Consider the following 19,786-nt stretch of genomic DNA (forward strand, 5'->3'; position numbering starts at 1 on the left):
CCGCAGCCCTGGCGGCTGCGCCCCTCACTCCGCCGGCACGCGGTGCGGCTCCGGCCCTCGGACGGCGCCGGGCTCCGTCACCGGCCGCGTGCCGTCCTCGACCTGCCTGCGCTTGAAGATCCGCATCACCACCACGAAGAAGACCGGCACGAAGAACACCGCCAGCACGGTCGCGGAGATCATGCCGCCCATCACGCCCGTGCCGATGGCCTGCTGGCTCTTCGAAGCGGCACCCGTCGCGATGGCGAGCGGCACCACGCCGAAGATGAAGGCGAGCGACGTCATCACGATCGGCCGGAAGCGGAGCGTGGCGGCCCGGATCGTCGCGTCGACGATCGAGGTCCCGGGCTTCCACAGGTCACGCGCGAACTCCACGATCAGGATCGCGTTCTTGGCCGACAGGCCGATGATCGTGATGAGGCCGATCTTGAAATAGACGTCGTTCGGCATGCCGCGCAGGTAGACCGCCGCCACCGCGCCGATCACGCCGAGCGGGATCACGAGCAGAACCGAGAACGGGATCGACCAGCTCTCGTAGAGGGCGGCGAGGCACAGGAACACGATCAGCACCGAGAGCGCGAGCAGCAGGGAGGCCTGGCTCCCCGCCTGCTTCTCCTGCAGCGACTGGCCGGTCCAGGTGTAGCCGAAGCCCTTCGGCAGCTGCCCCGCGAGCCGCTCCATCTCGGCGATGGCCTCGCCCGTGGTGTAGCCGGGAGCCGGCTCGCCCGTGATGCGCACCGACTGGTAGCCGTTGAAGCCGATGATCTGCGCTGGACCGACGCCCCATCGCAGGTCGGCGAAGGAGGACATCGGCACCATGGTGCCTTGGCTGTTCTTCACCCCGTAGTTCAGTAGGTCGGCGGCGTTGAGGCGCTGCAGGTCCTCGGACTGCACGATCACCCGCTGCATCTTGCCCCGGTTCGGGAAGTCGTTGACGTAGACCGAGCCGAGATTGACCTGGATCGTGTCGTTGATGTCGGCGAAGCCGACGCCGAGTGCGGCCGCCTTCTCGCGGTCGATCACGAGTTCGGCCTGGGGCGCGGGCGGCAGGCCCTCGACGTAGACCTTCTGCAGGACGGGGCTCTTCTTGGCGAGCGAGAGCAGCTGCTCCTGCGCCGCCATAAGCGCCGAGTAGCCCTTCTGGGCCCGATCCTGCAGGCGGAACGAGAAGCCCGATGCGTTGCCGAGGTTGTCGATCGGCGGCGGCTCGAGGGCCTGGATCACCGCGTCCTTGTAGCTCGCCAGCGCCTTGTTGGTCCCCTCCACGAGCTTCGCCGCGGAATTTGCCGCGTCGCGCTCGCCCCAGGGCTTCAGGGTCACGAAGGCCTGGCTCGTCATCTGGCCCTGGCCCGAGAAGGAGAAGCCGTTGACGATCGTCACCGTGGCGACGCCCGGCTGCGCCAGCAGGTGGTCCTCCACCTTCTTCACCGCCGCCAGCGTCCGGTTGAAGGAGGAGCCGGGCGGGGTCTGGATGTCGACGGTGAAGAAGCCCTGGTCCTCCACCGGCAGGAAGCCCTCCGGCAGGCGCACGAAGGCGTAGGCGACGCCCGCGACGAGGGCGAGGTAGACGAGCATCACCCGGCCGGATCTCGCGATGAAGGCCTGGACGCCGCGGCCGTAGCGCGCGGTCTCGCGCTCGACGAGGCGGTTGAACCAGCCGAACACGCCGCCCTTGGCGTGGCCGTGCCCCTTCTCGATCGGCTTGAGGAGCGTGGCGCAGAGCGCGGGCGTCAGCGAGAGCGCAAGGAAGGCCGAGAAGGCGATCGAGGTCACCATCGCGATCGAGAACTGTCGGTAGATGATGCCGACGGAGCCCGGGAAGAACGCCATCGGGATGAACACCGCGATCAGGACCAGCGTGATGCCGATGATGGCGCCGGTGATCTGGCTCATGGCCTTGGCGGTCGCCTCCTTCGGGGGCAGCCCCTCCTCGTTCATGATGCGCTCGACGTTCTCGACGACGACGATCGCGTCGTCGACGAGGATGCCGATGGCCAGCACCATGCCGAACATGGTGAGCACGTTCACCGAGAAGCCGGCGAGCAGCATCACCGTGCAGGTGCCCAGGAGCGCGATCGGCACCACGATCGTCGGGATCAGCGTGTAGCGGATGTTCTGCAGGAACAGGAACATCACGATGAAGACGAGCACCACCGCCTCGATCAGGGTGTGCAGCACCTTCTCGATCGAGGCCTCGACGGCCGGCGTGATGTCGTAGGGTATGTCCCACTTCAGATTGTCGGGGAAGAACCGGGACAGCTCCTCCATCTTGGCGCGGATCGCCTTCGCGGTCTCCAGCGCGTTGCCGTCCGGGGCGAGGGTCACCGAAATGCCGGCCGCCCCGCCGCCGTTGAGCCGGGTCGTGAACTTGTAATCCTCGCCGCCGAGCTCGATCCGGGCGATGTCGCGCAGGCGCACGTTCGAGCCGTCGGGATTTGCCCGGAGCACGATGGCCCCGAAGGCTTCCGGCTCCGTCATCTGGCCTTTGACGATGATCGGGAAGTTCACCGCGTTGCTCGAGGGGCTCGGCTCGGCGCCGACGGCCCCCGAGGCGATCTGGACGTTCTGGTTCTGGATCGCCTTCGTGACGTCGGAGGCGTTCAGCGACAGGCCGCGCAGCTTGTCGGGGTCGATCCAGACGCGCAAGCTTCGCTCGGTCGAGTAGAGGGTGGCGCGCCCGACGCCGGGGATGCGCCGGATCTCGTTGATGACGTTGCGGATCAGGAAGTCGCCGAGACCCACCTCGTCCATCGAGCCGTCTTTCGAGACGAGCGTGATGATGTTGAGGGTGGCGGCCGAGGCCTCCTCCACCAGGATGCCCTGCTGGCGCACCTCGGCGGGCAGGCGAGCCTCCACGCGCTTGAGGCGGTTCTGCACCTCGACGCCCGCGTAGCCGGGATCCGTGCCGGGCTCGAAATTCGCCGTGATCTCGACGACGCCGAACGAGTCGGAGGCCGATTCGAAGCTCTGGATGTTGGCCGCGCCGTTCAGCTCGTCCTCGATGAGGCGGGTGGTGCCCGTGTAGAGATTCTCGACGGACGCGCCCGGATAGGCGGTCGAGAGCGCGATCGAGGGCGGCGCGATGATCGGGTACTGCGCGACCGGCAATTGCGGGATCGTGAGCACGCCGCCGAGACAGATGAACAGGGCGACGACCCAGGCGAAGATCGGCCGGTCGATGAAGAAGCGAGCCATGCGGTGCTCTCGGGACCTCGGGAGTGCGGCGGGGAGTGCGGCGGGTGCTTGGCGGTTGCGCGGGATCAGCGGGTCTTGGCGGCGGCCCGCCTGGCCGCCTCGGCCTCCGCCTCGGCGTCCGCGTCGCGCGGCTTGAGCTCGGCCTGATCGGCCGGCGGGCTGCGGTCGACGGCCTTCACCTGCATCCCTGCGGAGATCTTCTGGAAGCCTTCCACCACCACGCGCTCGCCGGCCTTCAGGCCGTCGCGGATCAGCCAGTTCTGGCCGACCACGGGGCCGACCTCCACGGGCTGCAGCATGACCTTGTCGTCGACGCGCACCACCCAGACCTCGGCCTTGCCGTCGTTGGTGCGCTGGATCGCCTGCTGAGGCACCGCGATGGCATCCGAGTCGATGCCCTGCTTGATGCGTGCCCGCACGTACATGCCGGGGAAGAGCTCGTCATGCGGGTTCGGGAACTGCACGCGCAGCGTCACCTGGCCCGTGCTCGGGTCGGCGGTCACGTCCGAGAACAGGAGACGGCCGGCGAGCGGGTAGAGCGCGCCGTCGTCCATGATGAGGTGGACGTTGGCCGCGTCGTTCTCGAGCCGCGAGAGCTCGCCGCTCGCGAGGTCGCGGCGCAGCTTGTTCAGCTCCCCGACGGATTGGGTGATGTCGACGTAGATCGGGTCGAGCTGCTGGATCGTGGCGAGCACGCCCGTGGTGCCGGATTCGATCAGGGTGCCCTCGGTCAGGAGCGCCCGGCCGATACGGCCCGAGATCGGCGCGCGGACATCCGTCCAGCCGAGGTTGAGCCTGGCCCGGTCGCGGGTCGCCTTGGCGCCCGCCACCTCGGCCTCGGCCTGCTTCTTGGCGGCATAGGCCGTGTCGTACTGGGCCTGGCTCGCGGTCTGCTTGGCAAGCAGCGTTTCCAGGCGCTCGGCCTGCTGGTTCGCGAGGACGAGGGCGGCTTCCTGCCGGGCCAGCGCCGCCTCCGCGCTGGCGAGCTCGACCTCGTAGGGCGCCGGGTCGATCTTGTAGAGGATGTCGCCTTCCTTGACCGAGCTGCCCTGCTCGAACAGGCGCTTGACCACGAGGCCCGAGACGCGGGAGCGCACCTCGGCGATCCGCATCGGCGCGACGCGGCCGGGCAGGTCGCGCACGTAGGGAATCGGCTGGGGCGCGACCGTGACGATGCTGACCTCGGGCGGCGGCGCGGGCACGGGCGCGGCCGCCTGCTTCTGATTGCAGGCCGAGAGGGCGACGATCACGAAGCCGGCCGTCAGCGAGACCGGCCAAGTCAGGACGGCCCTCGGCCAGCGGACAGGGTGGCGGGACAAGGTCACGATCACTTCGCTCCTGAGACACGCATGTTGTTATGGACGGCCAGGCACGCGACGGGCGCCCGGGCGTCTGTACGGTTCGCGATCGCCAAGCCGGCCCGCCGGGGGCGGATGGTTCGGCACGGCGGCGGGCCAGCGCGGATCACGCGGGAGCCCAAGGCGAACGATGCGGGCGGCACCCTGCGCTGGCAGGCCGGGCCGCATGCACTGGCTATCCCGGATGATCTTGGCGATCGCGTGAACGCGCCCGTAGGTGCGCGTTCCGGCAAGACGCCGCGAAACCTCACGTCCGCGCGAGCGGCGGACGAATCCCGGGTGCGGTCAGGCGAGGATCTTGGGGGGCCGCTCGAGCCGCGGCACGCCGGCCGAGGACAGGTGACCGAACGCGGCCAGCACGAACCCGGCGGACGCGGGCGGGCGCTCGAAGCCGGGCGGGTCGGGGACGAGCCGGCGGTCGTCGCCCGGCGGATCGTCGGCGTTCGTCGCGGTGACCATCGCGGCCTGTCGGCCGCCGAGCAGACCGGCGACGGGCGCCGCCGCCACGGCCGCTACCGCGCTCTGGCGCGGCATCAGGTCCGCGAAGCGCTCGTCGGGCAGGCCGGCGAGCACGAGGATGAGCAGGGCCAACAGACCCGCGAGCACACCGACCCGGCCTGACCGAACGGGATCGGTCGGGCACCGGCGGGCAGCCCCGCGGCGCAGCCGGGCTATCGTGGAACGGGCGGTCACGCCGGGAGATTAGGTGCAGCGCGGCAGTGCCCGCAATCACCTGCGACATCCTGTCTGACCTGCGTCCGCGTCGGCACGGATCCACGAAGACCGGCAAATCGCTGACCCAGCTCGATTTTCCTGAACGCACCAGGGTCGCCCGCCACTTCGGGCGGCACGATCGCGGAGGATGTCAAGGCGACGTTGCACGATTCCCACAGCTTTGCCGGGACCGTCCGGCGCGGGTTGACCGTGCAGGACGCCGCCGCCAAGCCTGGGGCCGACGAGTCGGACCGAACCCATCGGCGGCCGCGGCGGAGGTGTTCCGCCGCGGCTCGGTGGGGTTCGGTCCGAGCATTGGGAGAACCTGTTGATGACGAGGCGTCGCACCATCGCGGCCGTTGCCTTCGCGGCCCTGACGCTGACCACCGGAGGGGCGCAGGCCGGCAACCCCTTCGACAGCGGGCCGATCGCCGATTTCATGAACATCTTCCGCACCCAGGCGATCCCGCGCGAGACGGTAGCCTGGAGGGGCAGCGAGAAGGCCGGCACCGTCGTGGTCTCGACGAGCCAGCGCCGGCTCTACTATGTGCTCGGGCGCGGCGAGGCGATCCGCTACGGCGTCGGGGTCGGGCGGGAGGGCTTCTCCTGGTCGGGCGTGAAGAGCGTGACCATGAAGAAGGAATGGCCGGCCTGGCGGCCGCCCGCGCAGATGCTGGCCCGCCGGCCCGATCTGCCGCGCTACATGGCGGGCGGCCAGGACAACCCGCTCGGGGCGCGGGCCATGTATCTCGGCTCCTCGCTCTACCGCATCCACGGCTCGAACGAGCCCGAGACCATGGGCGCGGCGGTTTCCTCCGGCTGCATCCGCATGACCAACAAGGACGTGGTCGATCTGTACGATCGGGTCAGGGTCGGCACGAAGGTGATCGTGCGGAACTGAGGAGCACGATCGCGCCGCTGGGCGAGCACCGCCCGCTGCGGCGCGCCAATCCGCAAATGTCGGCCCGAGTTCCCGAACGGAATCGACCCCCGTTCGGCGCAGGCGCGAGCAATCATCGGTCGTTGCGGCTCACGCCCAGCGTATTCGTGCTGCGGTAGCGAGGCGAACGGCCGCGTCCTTTAACGCTTTGAAAGCGGTTTAGATGGAAACGTCCCAGCGCACGCGAGTGCGCATCCGGGACAACGCCGTCTATGCTGGGAATTCGTTCGAACGAGGCAGAATTCGGTGCGGATGACCGGGAAGCGGCGCGGCTGGCCTCGTTGGCGCGGTGCGTCATCCTGGGCACGCCCCCCGAGGCGGCCTTCGACCGGCTCGCCGAGCTCGCGGCCGACATGCTCGGCACGCCCTGCGCGGCCATCTCGTTCATCGACGGCGAGCGCCAGTGGCTGAAGGCGAGCGTCGGCTTCGGCGATCTCACGGACTTCCCGCGCGCGGACGGACTGTGCGACCACGTGATCGCCACGGGCGGCGTGCTCACGCTCCGCGATGCCTCCGCCGATCCGCGCTTCCGTAGCCGCCAAGCCGTCGCCGGCCCGCTCGCCCTGCGCTTCTACGCCGGCGCGCCCCTCGTCACGCGCAGCGGATACCGGCTCGGCGTGCTCTGCGTGGCGGATACCCGGCCGAGGCCCGCGCTCCGGCCCGCGGCCCGCGCACGCCTGCAGCGTCTGGCCGCCCTCACGATGGATGCCGTCGCCAACCGTCGGCGCGAGCTGAGCCGGCGCGACGCGGTCGGCTTCGTCAATGCCACGCGCTCGGCGCTGATCATCACGGACGTCCGCGGCGTCATCACCTTCGTCAACCCCGCCTGCGAGGCCCTGCTCGGCTACGCGCCCGGCGAACTTGCCGGGCTCGAGGTGAGCCGCATCGTGCCGGGCCGCCTGCGTGGCCTTCACGAGGCGGGCTTCGCCGCCATGGCGGCCGGCGGCTCCTCTCGGCTGGCCGGCAAGGCGGTCGAGCTGATGGCGCTGCGTCGGGACGGGGCGGAGGTGGCGGTCGAACTCACCCTGGCCTCCTGGGGAGCCGGCCCCGACATGGGCGTCGGCGCCGTGCTGCGCGACATCTCCGAGCGGCGAGCCCGCGATGCCCGCCTGCTGCGCCTCGCCCATCAGGACGCGCGGACCGGGCTTCCGAACCGGGTGCGGCTTTCCGAGGAGATCGACGCCCTCGCGGCGGAGGGCCGGCCGGCGGCCCTGCTCGCCATCGCGATCGACGGGCTTCACACCGTCAACGGCGCCTTCGGCTACGGCACCGGCGACGCGCTCCTCGAAGCCCTGGTGCTGCGCCTGACCGGCCGGCTCCCGCACGGCCCCTGCACGGCGCGGAGCGCCGCGATGCTGGCCCGCCTCGGCGGGGACGAGCTCGCCGTGCTGCTGCCCGGGGTGGCGGACACGGAGGCCGTGCAGGCCTGGGCCGGCCGCCTCCTCTCCGCCTTCGCCGAGCCGTTCCCGGTCGGCGACCACATCCTGCATGTCGGCGCGTGCATCGGAGCGGCGCTGGTCCCGACCCAGGGCGGGGACGCCGTGGACGTGCTGGTGAATGCCGACCTCGCCCTGGACGGGGCCAAGCGCGATGGCGCCCGCTGCTACCGGATGTTCGAGCCGGCCATGCGCAGCGCGGCCGCGGCGCGGCGCGCGCTGCAGGACGATCTGCTGCGCGCCATGGAGCGCCGCGAGATCGAGCTGCACTACCAGCCGCAGGTGGACCTCGCCTCGGGCGAGATCCAGGGCGTCGAGGCGCTGATCCGCTGGCGGCACCCGGAGCGGGGATTGCTGCCGCCCTCCGAGTTCCTGCCCGCGATCGAATCGAGCGCGCTCGCCTTCCGGGTGGGCTGGTGGACGATCGACGAGGCCTGCCGGCAGGCGGCGGCCTGGCGGAAGGCCGGCATGCCGCGGATCGGGATGGCCGTGAACTTGTTCGCCGCGCAGGTGCGCGCCGGCACCCTGGCGGACGTGGTGACGGAAGCCCTGGAGCGGCACGGCCTGCCGCCGGAGGCGCTCGAGCTCGAAGTGACGGAGGTGATCGCACTCCTCGACGACGAAACCCGGATCAATCCCCTGCGCCGCCTCCACGAGCGCGGCGTGCGCATCGCCCTCGACGATTTCGGGACGGGCTACGCCTCCCTGTCGACGCTGAAGAACTTTCCGCTCAGCAAGCTGAAGATCGACCGCAGCTTCGTGCGCGACCTGCTCACCGACGCACACGACGCCGCGATCGTGAAAGCCGTTCTCGATATCGGCCGCAGCCTCCACCTCGCGGTCGTGGCGGAGGGGATCGAGACCTCCGAGCAGGAGGCCGCTCTCGTCGGGATGGGCTGCCGGTTCGGGCAGGGATACCGCTACGGCCGCGCTCTCCCGGCCGAGCGCCTCGGGCTGCGCCTCACCGAGGGGGCGGCGCGGGTCGCGGATGTCCTGAGCCGGGTCGCCTGATCCGGGAGGCGCGAGCCCCGGTGCGCGACCGGCGCGGCCCGGACCGTAAAGCGGGCCGCGGTGCCGCCGGGAGGGGTGACTCGCGCGGGATCTGCCTCTAGATCATGCTGCGTTCCGACCGATTCGGTCAAAACGCAGAAAACATGATCGATTCAATAAGTTAGAGCATGCTTTGAGCGAAAAACCGTTACCACTTTCTCGCAGCATGCTCTAAGGGCTGGCTGCGCCGGCCGAAGATCCTCGCCCGCCTCGCCGTTCCCGCCCGCAATGTCCCCTTGGCAGATCATCGAGACGCCGGTTCGTGGCCTGCGGCCGGGCGGGCCGATACGGGCATGAGCCGCGCCTGCCCATTCCGGAGAGCCGCATGATCTGGGGTGTCGATCCCGGCACGATCGCCACCCTGTTCGCGGTCGCGCTCGCGGCGGGCTGCGTCGATGCCATCGCGGGCGGGGGCGGCCTCATCACCATGCCGTCGCTGATCCTGGCGGGGCTCGACCCGGTGAGCGCGATCGCCACCAACAAGCTGCAGGGCAGCGCAGGCTCCTGCTCGGCGACCGTGGCCTTCGCGCGGCGCGGCCTGATCCGGTGGCCCGAGGCGTGGCCGATCGCGCTCTCCGCGGGCGCCGCCTCGATTCTCGGCGCCCTCTGCGTCAGCCTGCTGCCCCGCGCGGTGCTCGATGCGGGCGTGCCGATCCTCCTGGTGGCGATCGCCCTCTACTTCGCGACCGCCAAGCGCATGAGCAGCGAGGACGCGACCGCCCGCATGAGCCGGGGCGCCTTCGCGGTCAGCGTCGCGCCGGCGGTCGGCTTCTACGACGGCGTGTTCGGACCCGGTGCGGGCGCCTTCTACATGGTCGGCTTCGTCACGCTGCTGGGCCTCGGCGTGGTGCGGGCCACCGCCCATACCAAGCTCGCCAACGCGGCGAGCAACGTCGGCAGTCTCGCCCTGTTCGCGGCCTCCGGCCACGTGGTCTGGCCGATCGGGATCGCGATGGCGGCCGGTGCCTTCCTCGGCGCGCAGATCGGATCGCTGCTCGCCATGCGCCTCGGCGCCCGGCTGATCCGGCCGCTCCTCGTGACCATCGCCTGCGCGATGGCCCTGCGTCTGCTCTCGGATCCGGCCAACCCCCTCCGGCGGGCCATCCTCGGCCTGTTCACCTCCGGCTGACAGGCGATGCTGCTCGCTCGACCGTTGGATGCGGGACGAGCCGATGATACGATTTGAAAGCGCAGGGGAAGCATCTGCGTTCGTCATCCGAGAGACGTGAGAATGCCGGCCCAACGGCCGATGGCGAACGCGTCGATCTGCAGACGAGGAGGTTTAAATGCCTTCTGCCCAACAATCCTCACGGTCGGATGCCGCGTCGAAGGCGGCCACGGGTCAGGGCACGCTGCCGGAGGCCGTCGCCGATCCGGTGATCGAGCTTCGTCACCAAGCCGTCGAGAGCGCCCAGCAAATCGCCAGAACCGGGATCGAGACCGCCGCGCACCGGATCCGGACCGCGTCCGACGAGATCGCCAGGGCGTTCGGCATGTCGGGCGAGGAGGGCGAGCGGCTCAACCGCCAGGCCCGGCAGAATGCCGAGGCGCTCGCCCGCTGCGGCGCGCTGCTGACCGAGGCGGCCCAGGACGGCGCCCGGAACCTGTTCGATCTCGGCCTCCGGCAGACCCAGCGCAATCTCGACGGGCTGAACAGGCTGGCGGAGGCCAAGTCCCTGCAGGAATTCACGACGATCCTGAGCGACCTCGTGCGCGAGGCCGCTCAGCAGATGGTCCAGGATGGGCGCACCCTCGCGGAGGCCTCGCTGCGCGCCGCCGACGAGGCCGGCAAAACGCTGTCGAGGATGCCCCGTCTCCCCGCCGCCTGAAGCCCCGGACCGGCGGGCGTGAGGCCGCCGCGCCGCTCCCGGGCTGCGCGGCGACGCGCCTATTTCGGCATGAACGCCCAGTAATCGAGATCGAGGATCACGGACGGGTCGTAGCCATCGCCCTGCTTGTCGGGGAAGCTGCCGCAGGGCTGGTTCTTGGTGGCCACGGTGCGCAGCCGCAGCAGGCCGACATCGTCGCGGGCCACCAGATCCGCCGTCTCCAGAACCTCGCTCCAGGCATAGACCGTGTCGCCGGCGAAGAGCGGGCCGACATGGCGCCCGGCATTGATCCCCGCGATCGAGAAGGCGTTCGCGAGCCCGTTGAAGCTCAGGCAGCGGGCGAGCGAGATCACGTGCCCGCCGTAGATGAGGCGGCGGCCGAAGCGGGTCTCCTTGGTGGCGAAGGCGTCGAAATGCACCTTGGCGGTATTCTGGAACAGGCGCGTGGCGATCTGGTGCTCGGCCTCCTCCACGGTCATGCCGTCGACGTGGTCGATGCGCTCGCCCGCCCGGTAGTCGCCGAAGCGGTGGGGGCTGCCCGCGAGATCGAGGTCGTAGGCGGCCGGGTCGATGCGCGGGAGCGCGCCGCCGAGGTCGGCCGGATCCACGACCTTGGCGAGGCTCGGGACATGCTCCTCGGCGATCGTCGCCTCCGGGTCGCGCTTGCGCACCAGCACCCAGCGGCAATAGCTGAGCACGATCTCGCCCCTGGCATCCGATCCGACCGAGCGCACGTAGACGACGCCCGTCTGCCGGTTCGAGCTCTCCTTGAGGCCGATCACCTCGGAGACGGTCGACAGGGTCTCGCCGGGATAGACCGGCCGCCGGAAGCCGCCCTCGGCATAGCCGAGATTGGCGAGCGCGTTCAGCGAGATGTCCGGGACCGTCTTGCCGAACACCACGTGGAAGGTCAGGAGGTCGTCGAGGGGGCTCTGCGGGTAGCCGATGGCGCGCGCGAAGGCGTCCGAGGATTGCACGGCGAAGCGCGGGCCGTAGAGCGCGGTGTAGAGGGCGACGTCGCCGGTCGTCACCGTGCGGGGCGTCGCGTGGCGGATGGTCTCGCCGAGGCGGAAATCCTCGAAGAATCGGCCGGGATTGGTCTTCATGGCGGGCAGGTCATCCTGAAGGAGGTCGTGCGGTCAGGCCGGGGCGGCGGCTCAGATCATCATCTGCGCGAGATCGACCGTGATGAGCTTCTGAACGAACAGCAGGATCAGGATCAGGATGACGGGCGAGATGTCGACGCCGCCGAGGTTCGGCAGGATGTTGCGGATCGGCCGCAGGACCGGCTCGGTCAGCCGGTACAGAACCTCGCCGATCTGGGCGACGATCGGGTTGCGCACGTTCACCACGTTGAAGGCGACGAGCCAGCTGAGAACCGCGCTGGCGATCAGCACGTAGATGTAGAGCTGGATGATCGTGTTGATGAGCCAGAAGAAGGCATACATGCGCGGATCTGATGTCCTCGGCGGCCCGCGCGGGAACCGCGCCTCGGCGCGCCGGCTGCGGGATTCGGGAATTGACAGGCTGAGGGGCCAAAGCCTACAAGGCCGGCGCCTCGACGGGGCTGTAGCTCAGATGGGAGAGCGCCGCAATCGCACTGCGGAGGTCAGGGGTTCGAATCCCCTCAGCTCCACCAAGTTTCTTCAGCTTGGTGAAAGGCTTAACCGGCAAGACGCCGGCCCTCGGTAGCCAACTGGACCAACCTGTCACACTGGTGTCACACCGGATGACGGGAACGCGGAATGGCTACGATCCGTAAACGGGGCTCATCCTGGCAGGCCCAAGTGCGCCGCCAAGGTTCTTTGCCGATCTCCAAAAGCTTCGCCATCAAGGCCGATGCGGTGCTGTGGGCCCGCGAGACGGAACGCTCCATCGACCGAGCGGACCTCCCGACGACCCTCAAGGACCGGCAACGAATCACGGTCGCCGACCTCCTGGCTCGGTATGAGGCTGAGGTCACCGCCAAGAAGCGGGGTGCGGACAGAGAGCGGTACAAGCTGCGGGTGATCCGGTCCCACCACCTCTCAAGCCTGACCCTGGCGAAGCTGACCCCGGCTGCCGTTTCCCGCTACCGTGACGACCGCCTCAAGAGCGTACAGGGGGGTACCGTCAGGCGGGAGTTGGCCATCCTCCAGCACTGCTTCGAGGTGGCACGGAAGGAATGGGACACCCCGCTCACGGCCAATCCCGTTCAGGGCATCACCCTTCCCGAGCCGTCCAAGGCCCGAGATCAGCGGCTCGAGGCCGAGGCGGGCCAGAAGCTCCGGGCGGCCATCGGCTCCGCCCATGCTTGGTACCTGAGGCCCCTGATCGACCTCGCCATCGAGACCGGCATGAGGCGAGGGGAGTTGCTGGCTCTGGTGTGGTCCCATGTCAGCCTGGAGCGGCGAACGGCCCACCTTCCAATGACCAAGAACGGTCACGCCCGAACGGTGGCGCTCACGCCCAAGGCCATCGAGGTTCTGAGAGCCCTCCCAAGGATTGACGCCCGTGTCTTCCCGGTCAGCGGAAACGCTGTTCGCTTGGCCTGGGAGCGGTTGCGGGGGAGGGCAGGCGTTCCGGGACTCCGGTTCCACGATCTCAGGCATGAGGCCGTCAGCCGGTTCTTCGAGGCTGGCCTGAGTGTGCCGGAGGTGGCCCTATTGAGTGGGCATCGGGATGCCCGGATGCTGATGCGCTACACCCACCTGAGACCCGAGGTGATCGCCGAGAAGCTGGCTAGAGTTGCAGAGGCGAATCCCGGCTGAGTTGGGTAGCGCTGCGGCCGATCCGGTGAGTGAGCGATGCGTCGGAGCCGTCAATCTGCTGCACTGAAAACCCCCGAGCCGCTCTTGTTCACGCCACTTCCGATCTCGCAGACCGGCTGTCTTTCTGATCCTTCAAGCAGTCAGCAAGCCCGTTGAGGATCCTGCGAACATGATCTCGGACACGCTGATCCTGACTTGAGCTCACGCTAAACCCCACGAAATGCTGATGTATCAACTTGTACGCTCAACCACTATTTTTGACAATGCGATGCTCTCTAATGTACATTTCATTACGTACTATCGGGCGGTAAGCAAGTCCAATACCTAGCCACAATGATCCTCCTAGACTCACGCTTATAGCCATTTTTTGTAGGCATCACGCCGGACATGGCTGATCATAAACAATATAATTGCCCTCAGGTTCCGATTTCGAGACCGGAGGAGGGGCGTTCCGGTGGCCGACACGATCCAACGATTCCACTTCGATTTGATCGGTGATGAGACCGTTCTCACCGACGAAGTGGGTGTCGTGGCCGGCAATCTGGATGAAGCGCTCGCCGAGGCTTTGGAGGCAATAAACATATTACAAGATAGCGGAGAACTGGCTGAGATTGATTTTGGGTGGCAAATGGCCGTCAGAGATGAGAGCGGCCTCATCCGGAAAACCTTCGCGATCCGGTAATTGCGGAAGCTGTTCGATTTCATCGCGGGAATCTGAAGCCCCAGCCGCCAACCGGGTTTGCCCGACTTCCCTCGTGCTCGCCCTCAGCCTCCCGATTTGTCTGTCCGGAAGGACTGGCGATTGGGTTCGCCCAGTCAGGAGGTCGAGTTAGCTCAGAAATTCTGCAAGCGGTCGATCCTGCCCAGGATCTCCGCTCGATGGGCGTACCATTCCGCCAGGGCTGCTTTCAAGGTGAGCAGCATCCCCTCAGCCCGAGACGTGTCGTGCCCGTCTGCTCTCAGCTTTTCGATGCGTGCCACCTGCTCCGTGACGCGCCGCTCACCATCGGCAATGTCCTGATCCGCTTTGACCAGATCGGCCTTTTCGTCCTCCAGGCTCCGGTTGGGCAGCGGCAACGGATCCGGCATGGCAGGCCCGCCCAGACACGTGCAGAGGATAGCACCGAGACGAGCGTTCGTCAGAGCCCGACAGCGTGGTGCGGCTGCAGGCCAACGGCACTCGCTTCCTCAGGAGCCAGGATCTCGTCCGTTGCCTCAACGATGCATTCAGGGGCAACCCGCTCCCGGACCAGCTCGGCTGCCGTCTCTACATTCTCCGCCAGCACCGCCCATCGTCTTGTGACCGGCTCCTTGCCTGCAATGCGGGCCGGCTCGGTGGTGATGACGTAGGCCTGAAGCGGTCGACTCATAACGGCACTCAACGCTGATGAAGCGGGGCCATATACGCTCGACGCTCACCATCCGTTCCCTTTTCAATAGCAGGGCGTGCTGCGGCGTGAAGTGACGGCCTGCGAGCGGGTTGTTGCGAGGTCATCGCCGCTGAGCCGAGGGATCGAACTGCCGTGATGCGAGTTGATGTTACCCGGGTTAACATCTGAGGTGCGCCGTGGCGGTTCTGGAGATTGAAGCCGAACAGGTCGAAGCCCTGGCAGCGGAGGCATACGCTCTGATGAACGAGAGCCTTGCTCGTCAGGGATGCGATGAGCATGCGTTCTGGCATGCCGTATCGCTGATCTATCGGCGCGGATTGCCGAACCTCACGCCAGAGCCGGCCCCGGAAACCATCAGCATTGCTGCATAGCCCAGGTGAGATTATAAACAGCCGCAGTCTAAGCTCCTCGGATTTCATCGCAAAAACCTGAAGACCTATCCGCTCAGCCGCTTTGCCCTTGTTCCCCGTGGCCGGCCCCTCGGTCCTGTCAATCGAGCCACCCGGAGGGTGGTCACCTTGGTTCGGCGGAGTGGCTGGTCCTCAAGTTGACTAGAGGCAGCCGCTACGACGCCATCCGGTATCCCCTCAGCTCAGCACGGAGCCAGCCACGGGCGAACCTGAGGGCCTGCAGGGGGCATGAGGGGGAACGGCGGAGCTACAGTAGCGTTGGGGTGAGGTACGGCTTGCTCCCCGCCTGTCGTACGTGATCCCAGAGACGACCTTCGCCCTGGCCTTGCGCTGGGGCTTCTTTCTTTGGGGGGCTCAGCGGTTCCTCAGGTCATTGATCCTGCGGAGGATCTGCTCCCGGTGAGCATACCACGCTGCAAGCGTGCTCTTGAAGGTGGCCAGCAGCTGCTCAGACCGGGACGTATCGTGGCCGTCTGCCCTCAGTTCCCTGATCCTTGCGGTTTGCTCCGTGATGCGCCGCTCACCGTCTGTAATGTGCTGATCCGCCTTGGCGAGGGTGGCCTTCTCGTCCTCGAGGATCCGGCCGGGCTGCATTGGTGGATCCCTCATGCGGATTAACGTAGATTAAAACGGAGCGTTCCGGCATACGTTGACCCAGTGTCGTCGGGCGCAAACATGTGCGCCTCCTCAATGAGGGACCGTGAGCCCTTCCGAATGCGCCCTCGTTGATCTGGCTCAAGAGCGACCCAACAAGCCCGGCACCCATGGAGTCAGGCCATGCTGTTTCGCGACATCCACCTGAGACCGGAGGCGATTGCCGAGAAGCGTGCACAAGGGCAGCCACGGTGGACCAGGGTTGATCGAGGAAGCGGCGCCTGCCGGCGCTGATCCTTCAAACGAACCGTGACCGTAAGCGACCTCAGCGGCGGAGGCGCAACGAAGCAGAATCGTACTCAAATGTACGGAGACAGGGTCGGCTCAGTCTTGCTAAGGTAATCACCATCCGGGTCGATGCTGCGCATCGGAGGGTGTCCAATGGCCGTCTCCGCACTTCAAGAATACTATGACATTTCTCGGTGGATGTACGGCTTCCCGACTGTTGCGAATCCTCTAACGCCACCCGACAGCCTTCAAGTCTACACGCATAACGGCGTCACCTTCGATTCCGGGCCGACAGCCAGCGGATTTCACGGAACCGCCCTCACCACGAGCGGACCGACCCCGCAACTCATCATTGGCTTTGAAGGAACCGACACGGCCGGGTACGAGCAGAGGCCGCTCTTCCTGCTGGAGCAGATTGAGGCGGACTTGTCCCTCTACCGGGGCGTGGTGCCTCAAGCCTTACGGGATGCTCAGCAATTCACCAAACAGGTGCTCGCCGCCGCACAGGGCGACGGGATCCCGCTGGGTCAGATCACCATTACAGGGCACTCCCTCGGGGCTGCGGAGGCCGCCTACGTCGCCGCCCTCAACACCCTTGGCGGGACCACCTTCGCCGCACCCGGCCTGCCTCCAGGCTCCGTCCCGTCAACCAGCCCGACAAACCTGACAAACTATGTCGAGTATGGCGATCCGGTCGCGAACTACAGCGCCACTCCGGAGAATTATGAAGGCGCCTTCCTCTTCAACCCCGGCATCAGTCGCTATGGCCAGCCGACCTATATCGGAGATTCGCTTTCCCGAGTTCCTCTCGAAGCAGCAGGCGATCTGTACGGCTTGAGCAACCCCGACAGCCAGAAGGCTGCGTTGGCGGCTTTCGGAGCCTTGGCCTATGCCTACCATCCACTGACAACGTATGGCGCTGACCTCGGCCTAAACACGAACTCGCCTCCCGGCCCGCCGACCTCCCTCAGTGCGACCCAGGTCGGACTGCTCTACGATGATATCGTAGACCGGAACGTGCTTGTCAGCGACGCCTACTACCAGATCACAAACCCGGACGTCTTCGCCGCCGGAACGGACGCCGAGGCGCACTACAACCAATCCGGCTGGAAGGAGGGCCGAAACCCTGATGCCTTCTTCTCCACGACGGGCTACCTAGCGGCGAACCCGGATGTGGCGAAAGCCGGCATCAACCCGCTGACGCACTTCGATCAGTTCGGCTGGAAGGAGGGCCGTGACCCATCAGCGTCCTTCGACGTTGAACTCTACCTTGCCCATAATCCAGAGGTGAAGGCTGCGGGCATCGATCCCTTGACCCACTTCTTGGCCTATGGGCGTGCAGAGGGCCTTGAGGCCTCTCCAGCCATCGGCAGGGCTTCAGATATCGGCCAAGCTCATGGCTTCGATGCCGAGTACTACCTGCTGTCGAATCCAGACGTGGCGAAGGCTGCGCTCGGGGCCGGAGGCGACAACTTCGCTTTTGCCCTTCAGCATTTCAATCAGGTCGGGTGGCACGAGGGGCGCAATCCGAATTCGGTGTTCGATACCAAGGGTTACCTCGCAGCCTACAGCGACGTGGCCGCAGCCAACATCAATCCTCTTCAGCATTATGATCAGTATGGCTGGAAGGAAGGACGTGATCCCTCTGCGGGTTTCGACACCAAGAGCTACCTTGCAGCCTATGCTGACGTGACGGCGGCCAACACCGACCCGATGCAGCACTATTTGCAGTTTGGTGCCGTCGAGGGACGGAGCCCGTACTCCGACGGGCATTTCGGGTAGAGTCAAAACGGAAAGAAGGGGGCGCCCTTCGATACGCTCGGCCTGCTGCGCCAGCCCAGGCTAGATCGCCTTAGTTTACTCCTGACTCGGGTCAGCCGGGCACCGATAAGCGCAATTCGGATGTAACGAGAGCTGTTTTTCCTTCCCTCGCTCAGGAGGTCGGCTATGCTGAGGAGCGAATCCGGCGTCCACGGTATGCGGCGAATTCTGAATGGCGCCTTCAAACGACGTATGGATCTCCGCTGTGCCCCGTCACGGATTACCTACGCTCAGTGGCAAGCCATGGTCAGTATGCTCACATCTGTTGAAGGCACGTTCGCTTTCAAGGGCGGCGCCGGGCAGGGGAGTGCCCGTGGGCAGCATATGGGGATGAGGGCCCTGCTCGATTGCCTAATAGCCCTTGCGCTTCTCCTCGCCGTCCTCATGGCTATGTTCGCCCCCGCATTCGGAAAATATTCGAATGCTTCTCAGTTCTTACCCAGCTCTGGCAATAAGCATTCCCCACCAGCGGCGCTCACAAAATCTTGAGCAAAGGCAGCGACGAGGAACATGGAAAGCATCCTCACGTCCGGCCTGTCACCCTCAGTTGCGCAGCGTCCCGTCCGAGCAGCCGAGCGTCTCGGTGATCGAGCGGACCACCGCTGACCGACGAGCCGCACTCAGCCTGACGGTCCAGCACCACCTGCACCGCTCAGGCACGGACCGCAGGAGGTTGAGCAGGATCCGCCTCGCAAATTCAGAAGCCTGCAATTTACCAGAGACGGTTCACGGAGAGACAAGGGCAACCAGCAGAGATAACCCCAGACTGGGGGAAGAGCTGTATGATAAGATCGCAGCCCGTAGTTGGTCACTTTGACCAGCCGCATCAGGAGAACCGTCATGTCGGGGCGTTTGCTGCGCCTGTCGACCGTTTATGTGAATGGTAAGCCGCTCCGTTTCATCAAGCACGCCGCCGGACGAGGAACGCTATGGTCGTTGGGAGACCTCGTCGAAGCCGCGGGTTACATTAACCGGAGCCTGTGCCACGTCGTTTACAACAAGGAGGTGGCAGCTAGCGTTATCAAGATCGAAGCAAGCGAGACGCTGGTCTGTCTAGGAACCAAGCGCATCCGTGGCGTGCACCGCTTTATTACTACGAGCGGAGCCAAGCAGGCCCTGCAAAACTCCGCAAAGCCGAGCGCCAAAGATCTCCTTCGATGGCTCGAGAGCGACCCGCTGAAGCAGCCCGCTAAGTAGCCATTTCTGCCTCCTCTGGCGTCGAACAGCCGAGAGCCCTCGCTTGGTACGTCACCGCTCCCAATCCCATACGGACGCCTGCAGCGCCCAGTGCCCGGCTCAGCCTGAAGGGGACATTGCCATGGTGCGCCGGTTTGCCGAGTTACAGATAAATCACACCCCGCCCTCGACGCTCCTTAAGCTTAGCAGCTAAACAAGCTGGACAGCACCACCTTCAGCGGAGCGGTCGATGAAGACGGGCTTCCTTCTCATCCTGACCATCATTGCTGGCGCACAGCGGGACGATGGAGCCACGGCCGTCTTCGAGACCAGAGACCGCTGCGAGAGGGTGGGCCAGTTGGCCGTTGAGCAGACGCTCGCCGAATTATCGGCACGGGGTGCTCAGGCAGGTTCAGTTTGGTTCCGCTGCGAGGAAGTGAAGGGCAGAGCCTTAGGTGACCTCACGCACTAGGCCGAGCTATGCCGGCAACGACACGGGCATGGGCAGATATCGGCGCTGGGGTGGATTCGGCTGAAGGTGCCCAGCAGCCCACATTACCGGGGCGGTTTCGTCCCGCCGCCGAAGCCCTGCTGGAACATGCGGATGAAAGCGTCCTGGAACTGCTCGGCGCCTTGAGGAGCGAGGGACATCCAGCTTTTCATCAGAGCTTCTGGCGAGAAGCGGTCCATCTCCGCCAGCATCCGCCGCTCCATATCGGCCAGGATCCGCCCTTGCATCGGCTGGACGTCCGGCAGGCCCATGAACGCCCGTGCCTCCTCGGGCGTGCAGTCGATCTCAACGTTGACCTTCACAGGGCGCCTCATACGCTGACG

Annotated in this window: 19 protein-coding genes and 1 tRNA gene; 11 read left to right on the forward strand and 9 right to left on the reverse strand. The window is 66.5% G+C overall.

Features of this window, described 5'->3' with window-relative positions:
- Positions 1-24: 24 nt before the first annotated feature.
- From WDW90_RS13635 to WDW90_RS13645, 3 genes are all read right to left on the reverse strand, one after another.
- Entirely contained in the window at positions 25-3,195 is a 3,171-nt protein-coding gene (locus tag WDW90_RS13635) for a multidrug efflux RND transporter permease subunit (protein ID WP_336487933.1), read from the reverse strand.
- Positions 3,196-3,260: 65 nt separating this feature from the next.
- Positions 3,261-4,478: an efflux RND transporter periplasmic adaptor subunit gene (locus WDW90_RS13640; RefSeq protein ID WP_336487963.1), complete on the reverse strand. Its 1,218-nt coding sequence runs from the start codon at positions 4,476-4,478 to the stop codon at positions 3,261-3,263.
- Positions 4,479-4,838: 360 nt separating this feature from the next.
- Entirely contained in the window at positions 4,839-5,144 is a 306-nt protein-coding gene (locus WDW90_RS13645) for a hypothetical protein (protein ID WP_336487934.1), read from the reverse strand.
- A 454-nt stretch (positions 5,145-5,598) separates the two neighbouring features.
- Here WDW90_RS13645 and WDW90_RS13650 point away from each other — a divergent pair, with 454 nt between their 5' ends.
- The 4 genes from WDW90_RS13650 (at position 5,599) to WDW90_RS13665 (ending at position 10,522) form a co-directional block, all read left to right on the forward strand.
- Positions 5,599-6,168: a L,D-transpeptidase gene (locus WDW90_RS13650; RefSeq protein ID WP_336487935.1), complete on the forward strand. Its 570-nt coding sequence runs from the start codon at positions 5,599-5,601 to the stop codon at positions 6,166-6,168.
- 251 nt (positions 6,169-6,419) lie between these two features.
- Positions 6,420-8,654 carry a putative bifunctional diguanylate cyclase/phosphodiesterase gene (locus WDW90_RS13655; RefSeq protein WP_336487936.1) on the forward strand — a complete coding sequence of 745 codons (2,235 nt, stop codon included), beginning with the start codon at positions 6,420-6,422 and terminating at the stop codon, positions 8,652-8,654.
- A gap of 364 nt (positions 8,655-9,018) precedes the next feature.
- Complete coding sequence (locus WDW90_RS13660; protein WP_336487937.1) at positions 9,019-9,822, forward strand: TSUP family transporter; 804 nt, start codon at positions 9,019-9,021, stop codon at positions 9,820-9,822.
- Positions 9,823-9,979: 157 nt separating this feature from the next.
- Positions 9,980-10,522 carry a phasin family protein gene (locus WDW90_RS13665; protein WP_336487938.1) on the forward strand — a complete coding sequence of 181 codons (543 nt, stop codon included), beginning with the start codon at positions 9,980-9,982 and terminating at the stop codon, positions 10,520-10,522.
- Positions 10,523-10,581: 59 nt separating this feature from the next.
- Here WDW90_RS13665 and WDW90_RS13670 read toward each other — a convergent pair whose 3' ends face one another.
- Positions 10,582-11,628 (reverse strand): MaoC family dehydratase, encoded by a 1,047-nt coding sequence (locus tag WDW90_RS13670; RefSeq protein ID WP_336487939.1) that lies wholly within the window; start codon positions 11,626-11,628, stop codon positions 10,582-10,584.
- 51 nt (positions 11,629-11,679) lie between these two features.
- A complete protein-coding gene (locus tag WDW90_RS13675) occupies positions 11,680-11,970 on the reverse strand; it encodes a YggT family protein (RefSeq protein WP_336487940.1) in 291 nt (96 codons plus the stop codon).
- A gap of 115 nt (positions 11,971-12,085) precedes the next feature.
- Between WDW90_RS13675 and WDW90_RS13680 the strand changes: the two genes are divergently transcribed.
- The 3 genes from WDW90_RS13680 (at position 12,086) to WDW90_RS13690 (ending at position 13,954) form a co-directional block, all read left to right on the forward strand.
- Positions 12,086-12,161 (forward strand) — tRNA-Ala (locus WDW90_RS13680).
- A gap of 205 nt (positions 12,162-12,366) precedes the next feature.
- Positions 12,367-13,272, forward strand: coding sequence for a tyrosine-type recombinase/integrase (locus WDW90_RS13685; protein WP_336487941.1), 906 nt, complete (start codon positions 12,367-12,369; stop codon positions 13,270-13,272).
- A gap of 454 nt (positions 13,273-13,726) precedes the next feature.
- Positions 13,727-13,954, forward strand: a complete 228-nt coding sequence (locus WDW90_RS13690) for a DUF6894 family protein (protein WP_336487942.1) — start codon at positions 13,727-13,729, stop codon at positions 13,952-13,954.
- Positions 13,955-14,106: 152 nt separating this feature from the next.
- On the opposite strand, the gene WDW90_RS13695 is transcribed toward WDW90_RS13690, so the two are convergent.
- Positions 14,107-14,361: a hypothetical protein gene (locus WDW90_RS13695; RefSeq protein ID WP_336487943.1), complete on the reverse strand. Its 255-nt coding sequence runs from the start codon at positions 14,359-14,361 to the stop codon at positions 14,107-14,109.
- A 50-nt stretch (positions 14,362-14,411) separates the two neighbouring features.
- Positions 14,412-14,642, reverse strand: a complete 231-nt coding sequence (locus WDW90_RS13700; RefSeq protein WP_336487944.1) for a hypothetical protein — start codon at positions 14,640-14,642, stop codon at positions 14,412-14,414.
- Between the two features lie 197 nt (positions 14,643-14,839).
- Between WDW90_RS13700 and WDW90_RS13705 the strand changes: the two genes are divergently transcribed.
- Positions 14,840-15,034 carry a hypothetical protein gene (locus WDW90_RS13705; protein ID WP_336487945.1) on the forward strand — a complete coding sequence of 65 codons (195 nt, stop codon included), beginning with the start codon at positions 14,840-14,842 and terminating at the stop codon, positions 15,032-15,034.
- A 393-nt stretch (positions 15,035-15,427) separates the two neighbouring features.
- Here WDW90_RS13705 and WDW90_RS13710 read toward each other — a convergent pair whose 3' ends face one another.
- On the reverse strand, positions 15,428-15,667 hold the full coding sequence (locus WDW90_RS13710; RefSeq protein WP_336487946.1) for a hypothetical protein: 240 nt from the start codon (positions 15,665-15,667) through the stop codon (positions 15,428-15,430).
- Positions 15,668-16,108: 441 nt separating this feature from the next.
- Here WDW90_RS13710 and WDW90_RS13715 point away from each other — a divergent pair, with 441 nt between their 5' ends.
- The 3 genes from WDW90_RS13715 to WDW90_RS13725 all read left to right on the forward strand — a co-directional run bounded on the left by WDW90_RS13715 (position 16,109) and on the right by WDW90_RS13725 (position 19,424).
- On the forward strand, positions 16,109-17,737 hold the full coding sequence (locus tag WDW90_RS13715) for a hypothetical protein (protein ID WP_336487947.1): 1,629 nt from the start codon (positions 16,109-16,111) through the stop codon (positions 17,735-17,737).
- An 879-nt stretch (positions 17,738-18,616) separates the two neighbouring features.
- Positions 18,617-18,973, forward strand: coding sequence for a BRO-N domain-containing protein (locus WDW90_RS13720; RefSeq protein WP_336487948.1), 357 nt, complete (start codon positions 18,617-18,619; stop codon positions 18,971-18,973).
- A gap of 229 nt (positions 18,974-19,202) precedes the next feature.
- Complete coding sequence (locus tag WDW90_RS13725; RefSeq protein ID WP_336487949.1) at positions 19,203-19,424, forward strand: hypothetical protein; 222 nt, start codon at positions 19,203-19,205, stop codon at positions 19,422-19,424.
- 83 nt (positions 19,425-19,507) lie between these two features.
- Here the strand turns inward: WDW90_RS13725 and WDW90_RS13730 are convergent, their stop codons facing one another.
- Positions 19,508-19,765 carry a DUF6489 family protein gene (locus WDW90_RS13730; protein ID WP_336487964.1) on the reverse strand — a complete coding sequence of 86 codons (258 nt, stop codon included), beginning with the start codon at positions 19,763-19,765 and terminating at the stop codon, positions 19,508-19,510.
- Positions 19,766-19,786 lie beyond the last annotated feature (21 nt).

It is taken from the genome of Methylobacterium nigriterrae (assembly GCF_037106235.1).
Classification (GTDB): Bacteria; Pseudomonadota; Alphaproteobacteria; order Rhizobiales; family Beijerinckiaceae; genus Methylobacterium; species Methylobacterium nigriterrae.

Coding starts and splice junctions, on each gene's coding strand:
- WDW90_RS13635 (WP_336487933.1), bottom strand. CDS start 3,195: ATGGCTCGCTTCTTCATCGACCGGCCGATCTTCGCCTGGGTCGTCGCC.
- WDW90_RS13650 (WP_336487935.1), top strand. CDS start 5,599: ATGACGAGGCGTCGCACCATCGCGGCCGTTGCCTTCGCGGCCCTGACG.
- WDW90_RS13655 (WP_336487936.1), top strand. CDS start 6,420: ATGCTGGGAATTCGTTCGAACGAGGCAGAATTCGGTGCGGATGACCGG.
- WDW90_RS13660 (WP_336487937.1), top strand. CDS start 9,019: ATGATCTGGGGTGTCGATCCCGGCACGATCGCCACCCTGTTCGCGGTC.
- WDW90_RS13665 (WP_336487938.1), top strand. CDS start 9,980: ATGCCTTCTGCCCAACAATCCTCACGGTCGGATGCCGCGTCGAAGGCG.
- WDW90_RS13670 (WP_336487939.1), bottom strand. CDS start 11,628: ATGAAGACCAATCCCGGCCGATTCTTCGAGGATTTCCGCCTCGGCGAG.
- WDW90_RS13675 (WP_336487940.1), bottom strand. CDS start 11,970: ATGTATGCCTTCTTCTGGCTCATCAACACGATCATCCAGCTCTACATC.
- WDW90_RS13695 (WP_336487943.1), bottom strand. CDS start 14,361: ATGCCGGATCCGTTGCCGCTGCCCAACCGGAGCCTGGAGGACGAAAAG.
- WDW90_RS13700 (WP_336487944.1), bottom strand. CDS start 14,642: ATGAGTCGACCGCTTCAGGCCTACGTCATCACCACCGAGCCGGCCCGC.
- WDW90_RS13710 (WP_336487946.1), bottom strand. CDS start 15,667: ATGCAGCCCGGCCGGATCCTCGAGGACGAGAAGGCCACCCTCGCCAAG.
- WDW90_RS13715 (WP_336487947.1), top strand. CDS start 16,109: ATGGCCGTCTCCGCACTTCAAGAATACTATGACATTTCTCGGTGGATG.
- WDW90_RS13720 (WP_336487948.1), top strand. CDS start 18,617: ATGTCGGGGCGTTTGCTGCGCCTGTCGACCGTTTATGTGAATGGTAAG.
- WDW90_RS13725 (WP_336487949.1), top strand. CDS start 19,203: ATGAAGACGGGCTTCCTTCTCATCCTGACCATCATTGCTGGCGCACAG.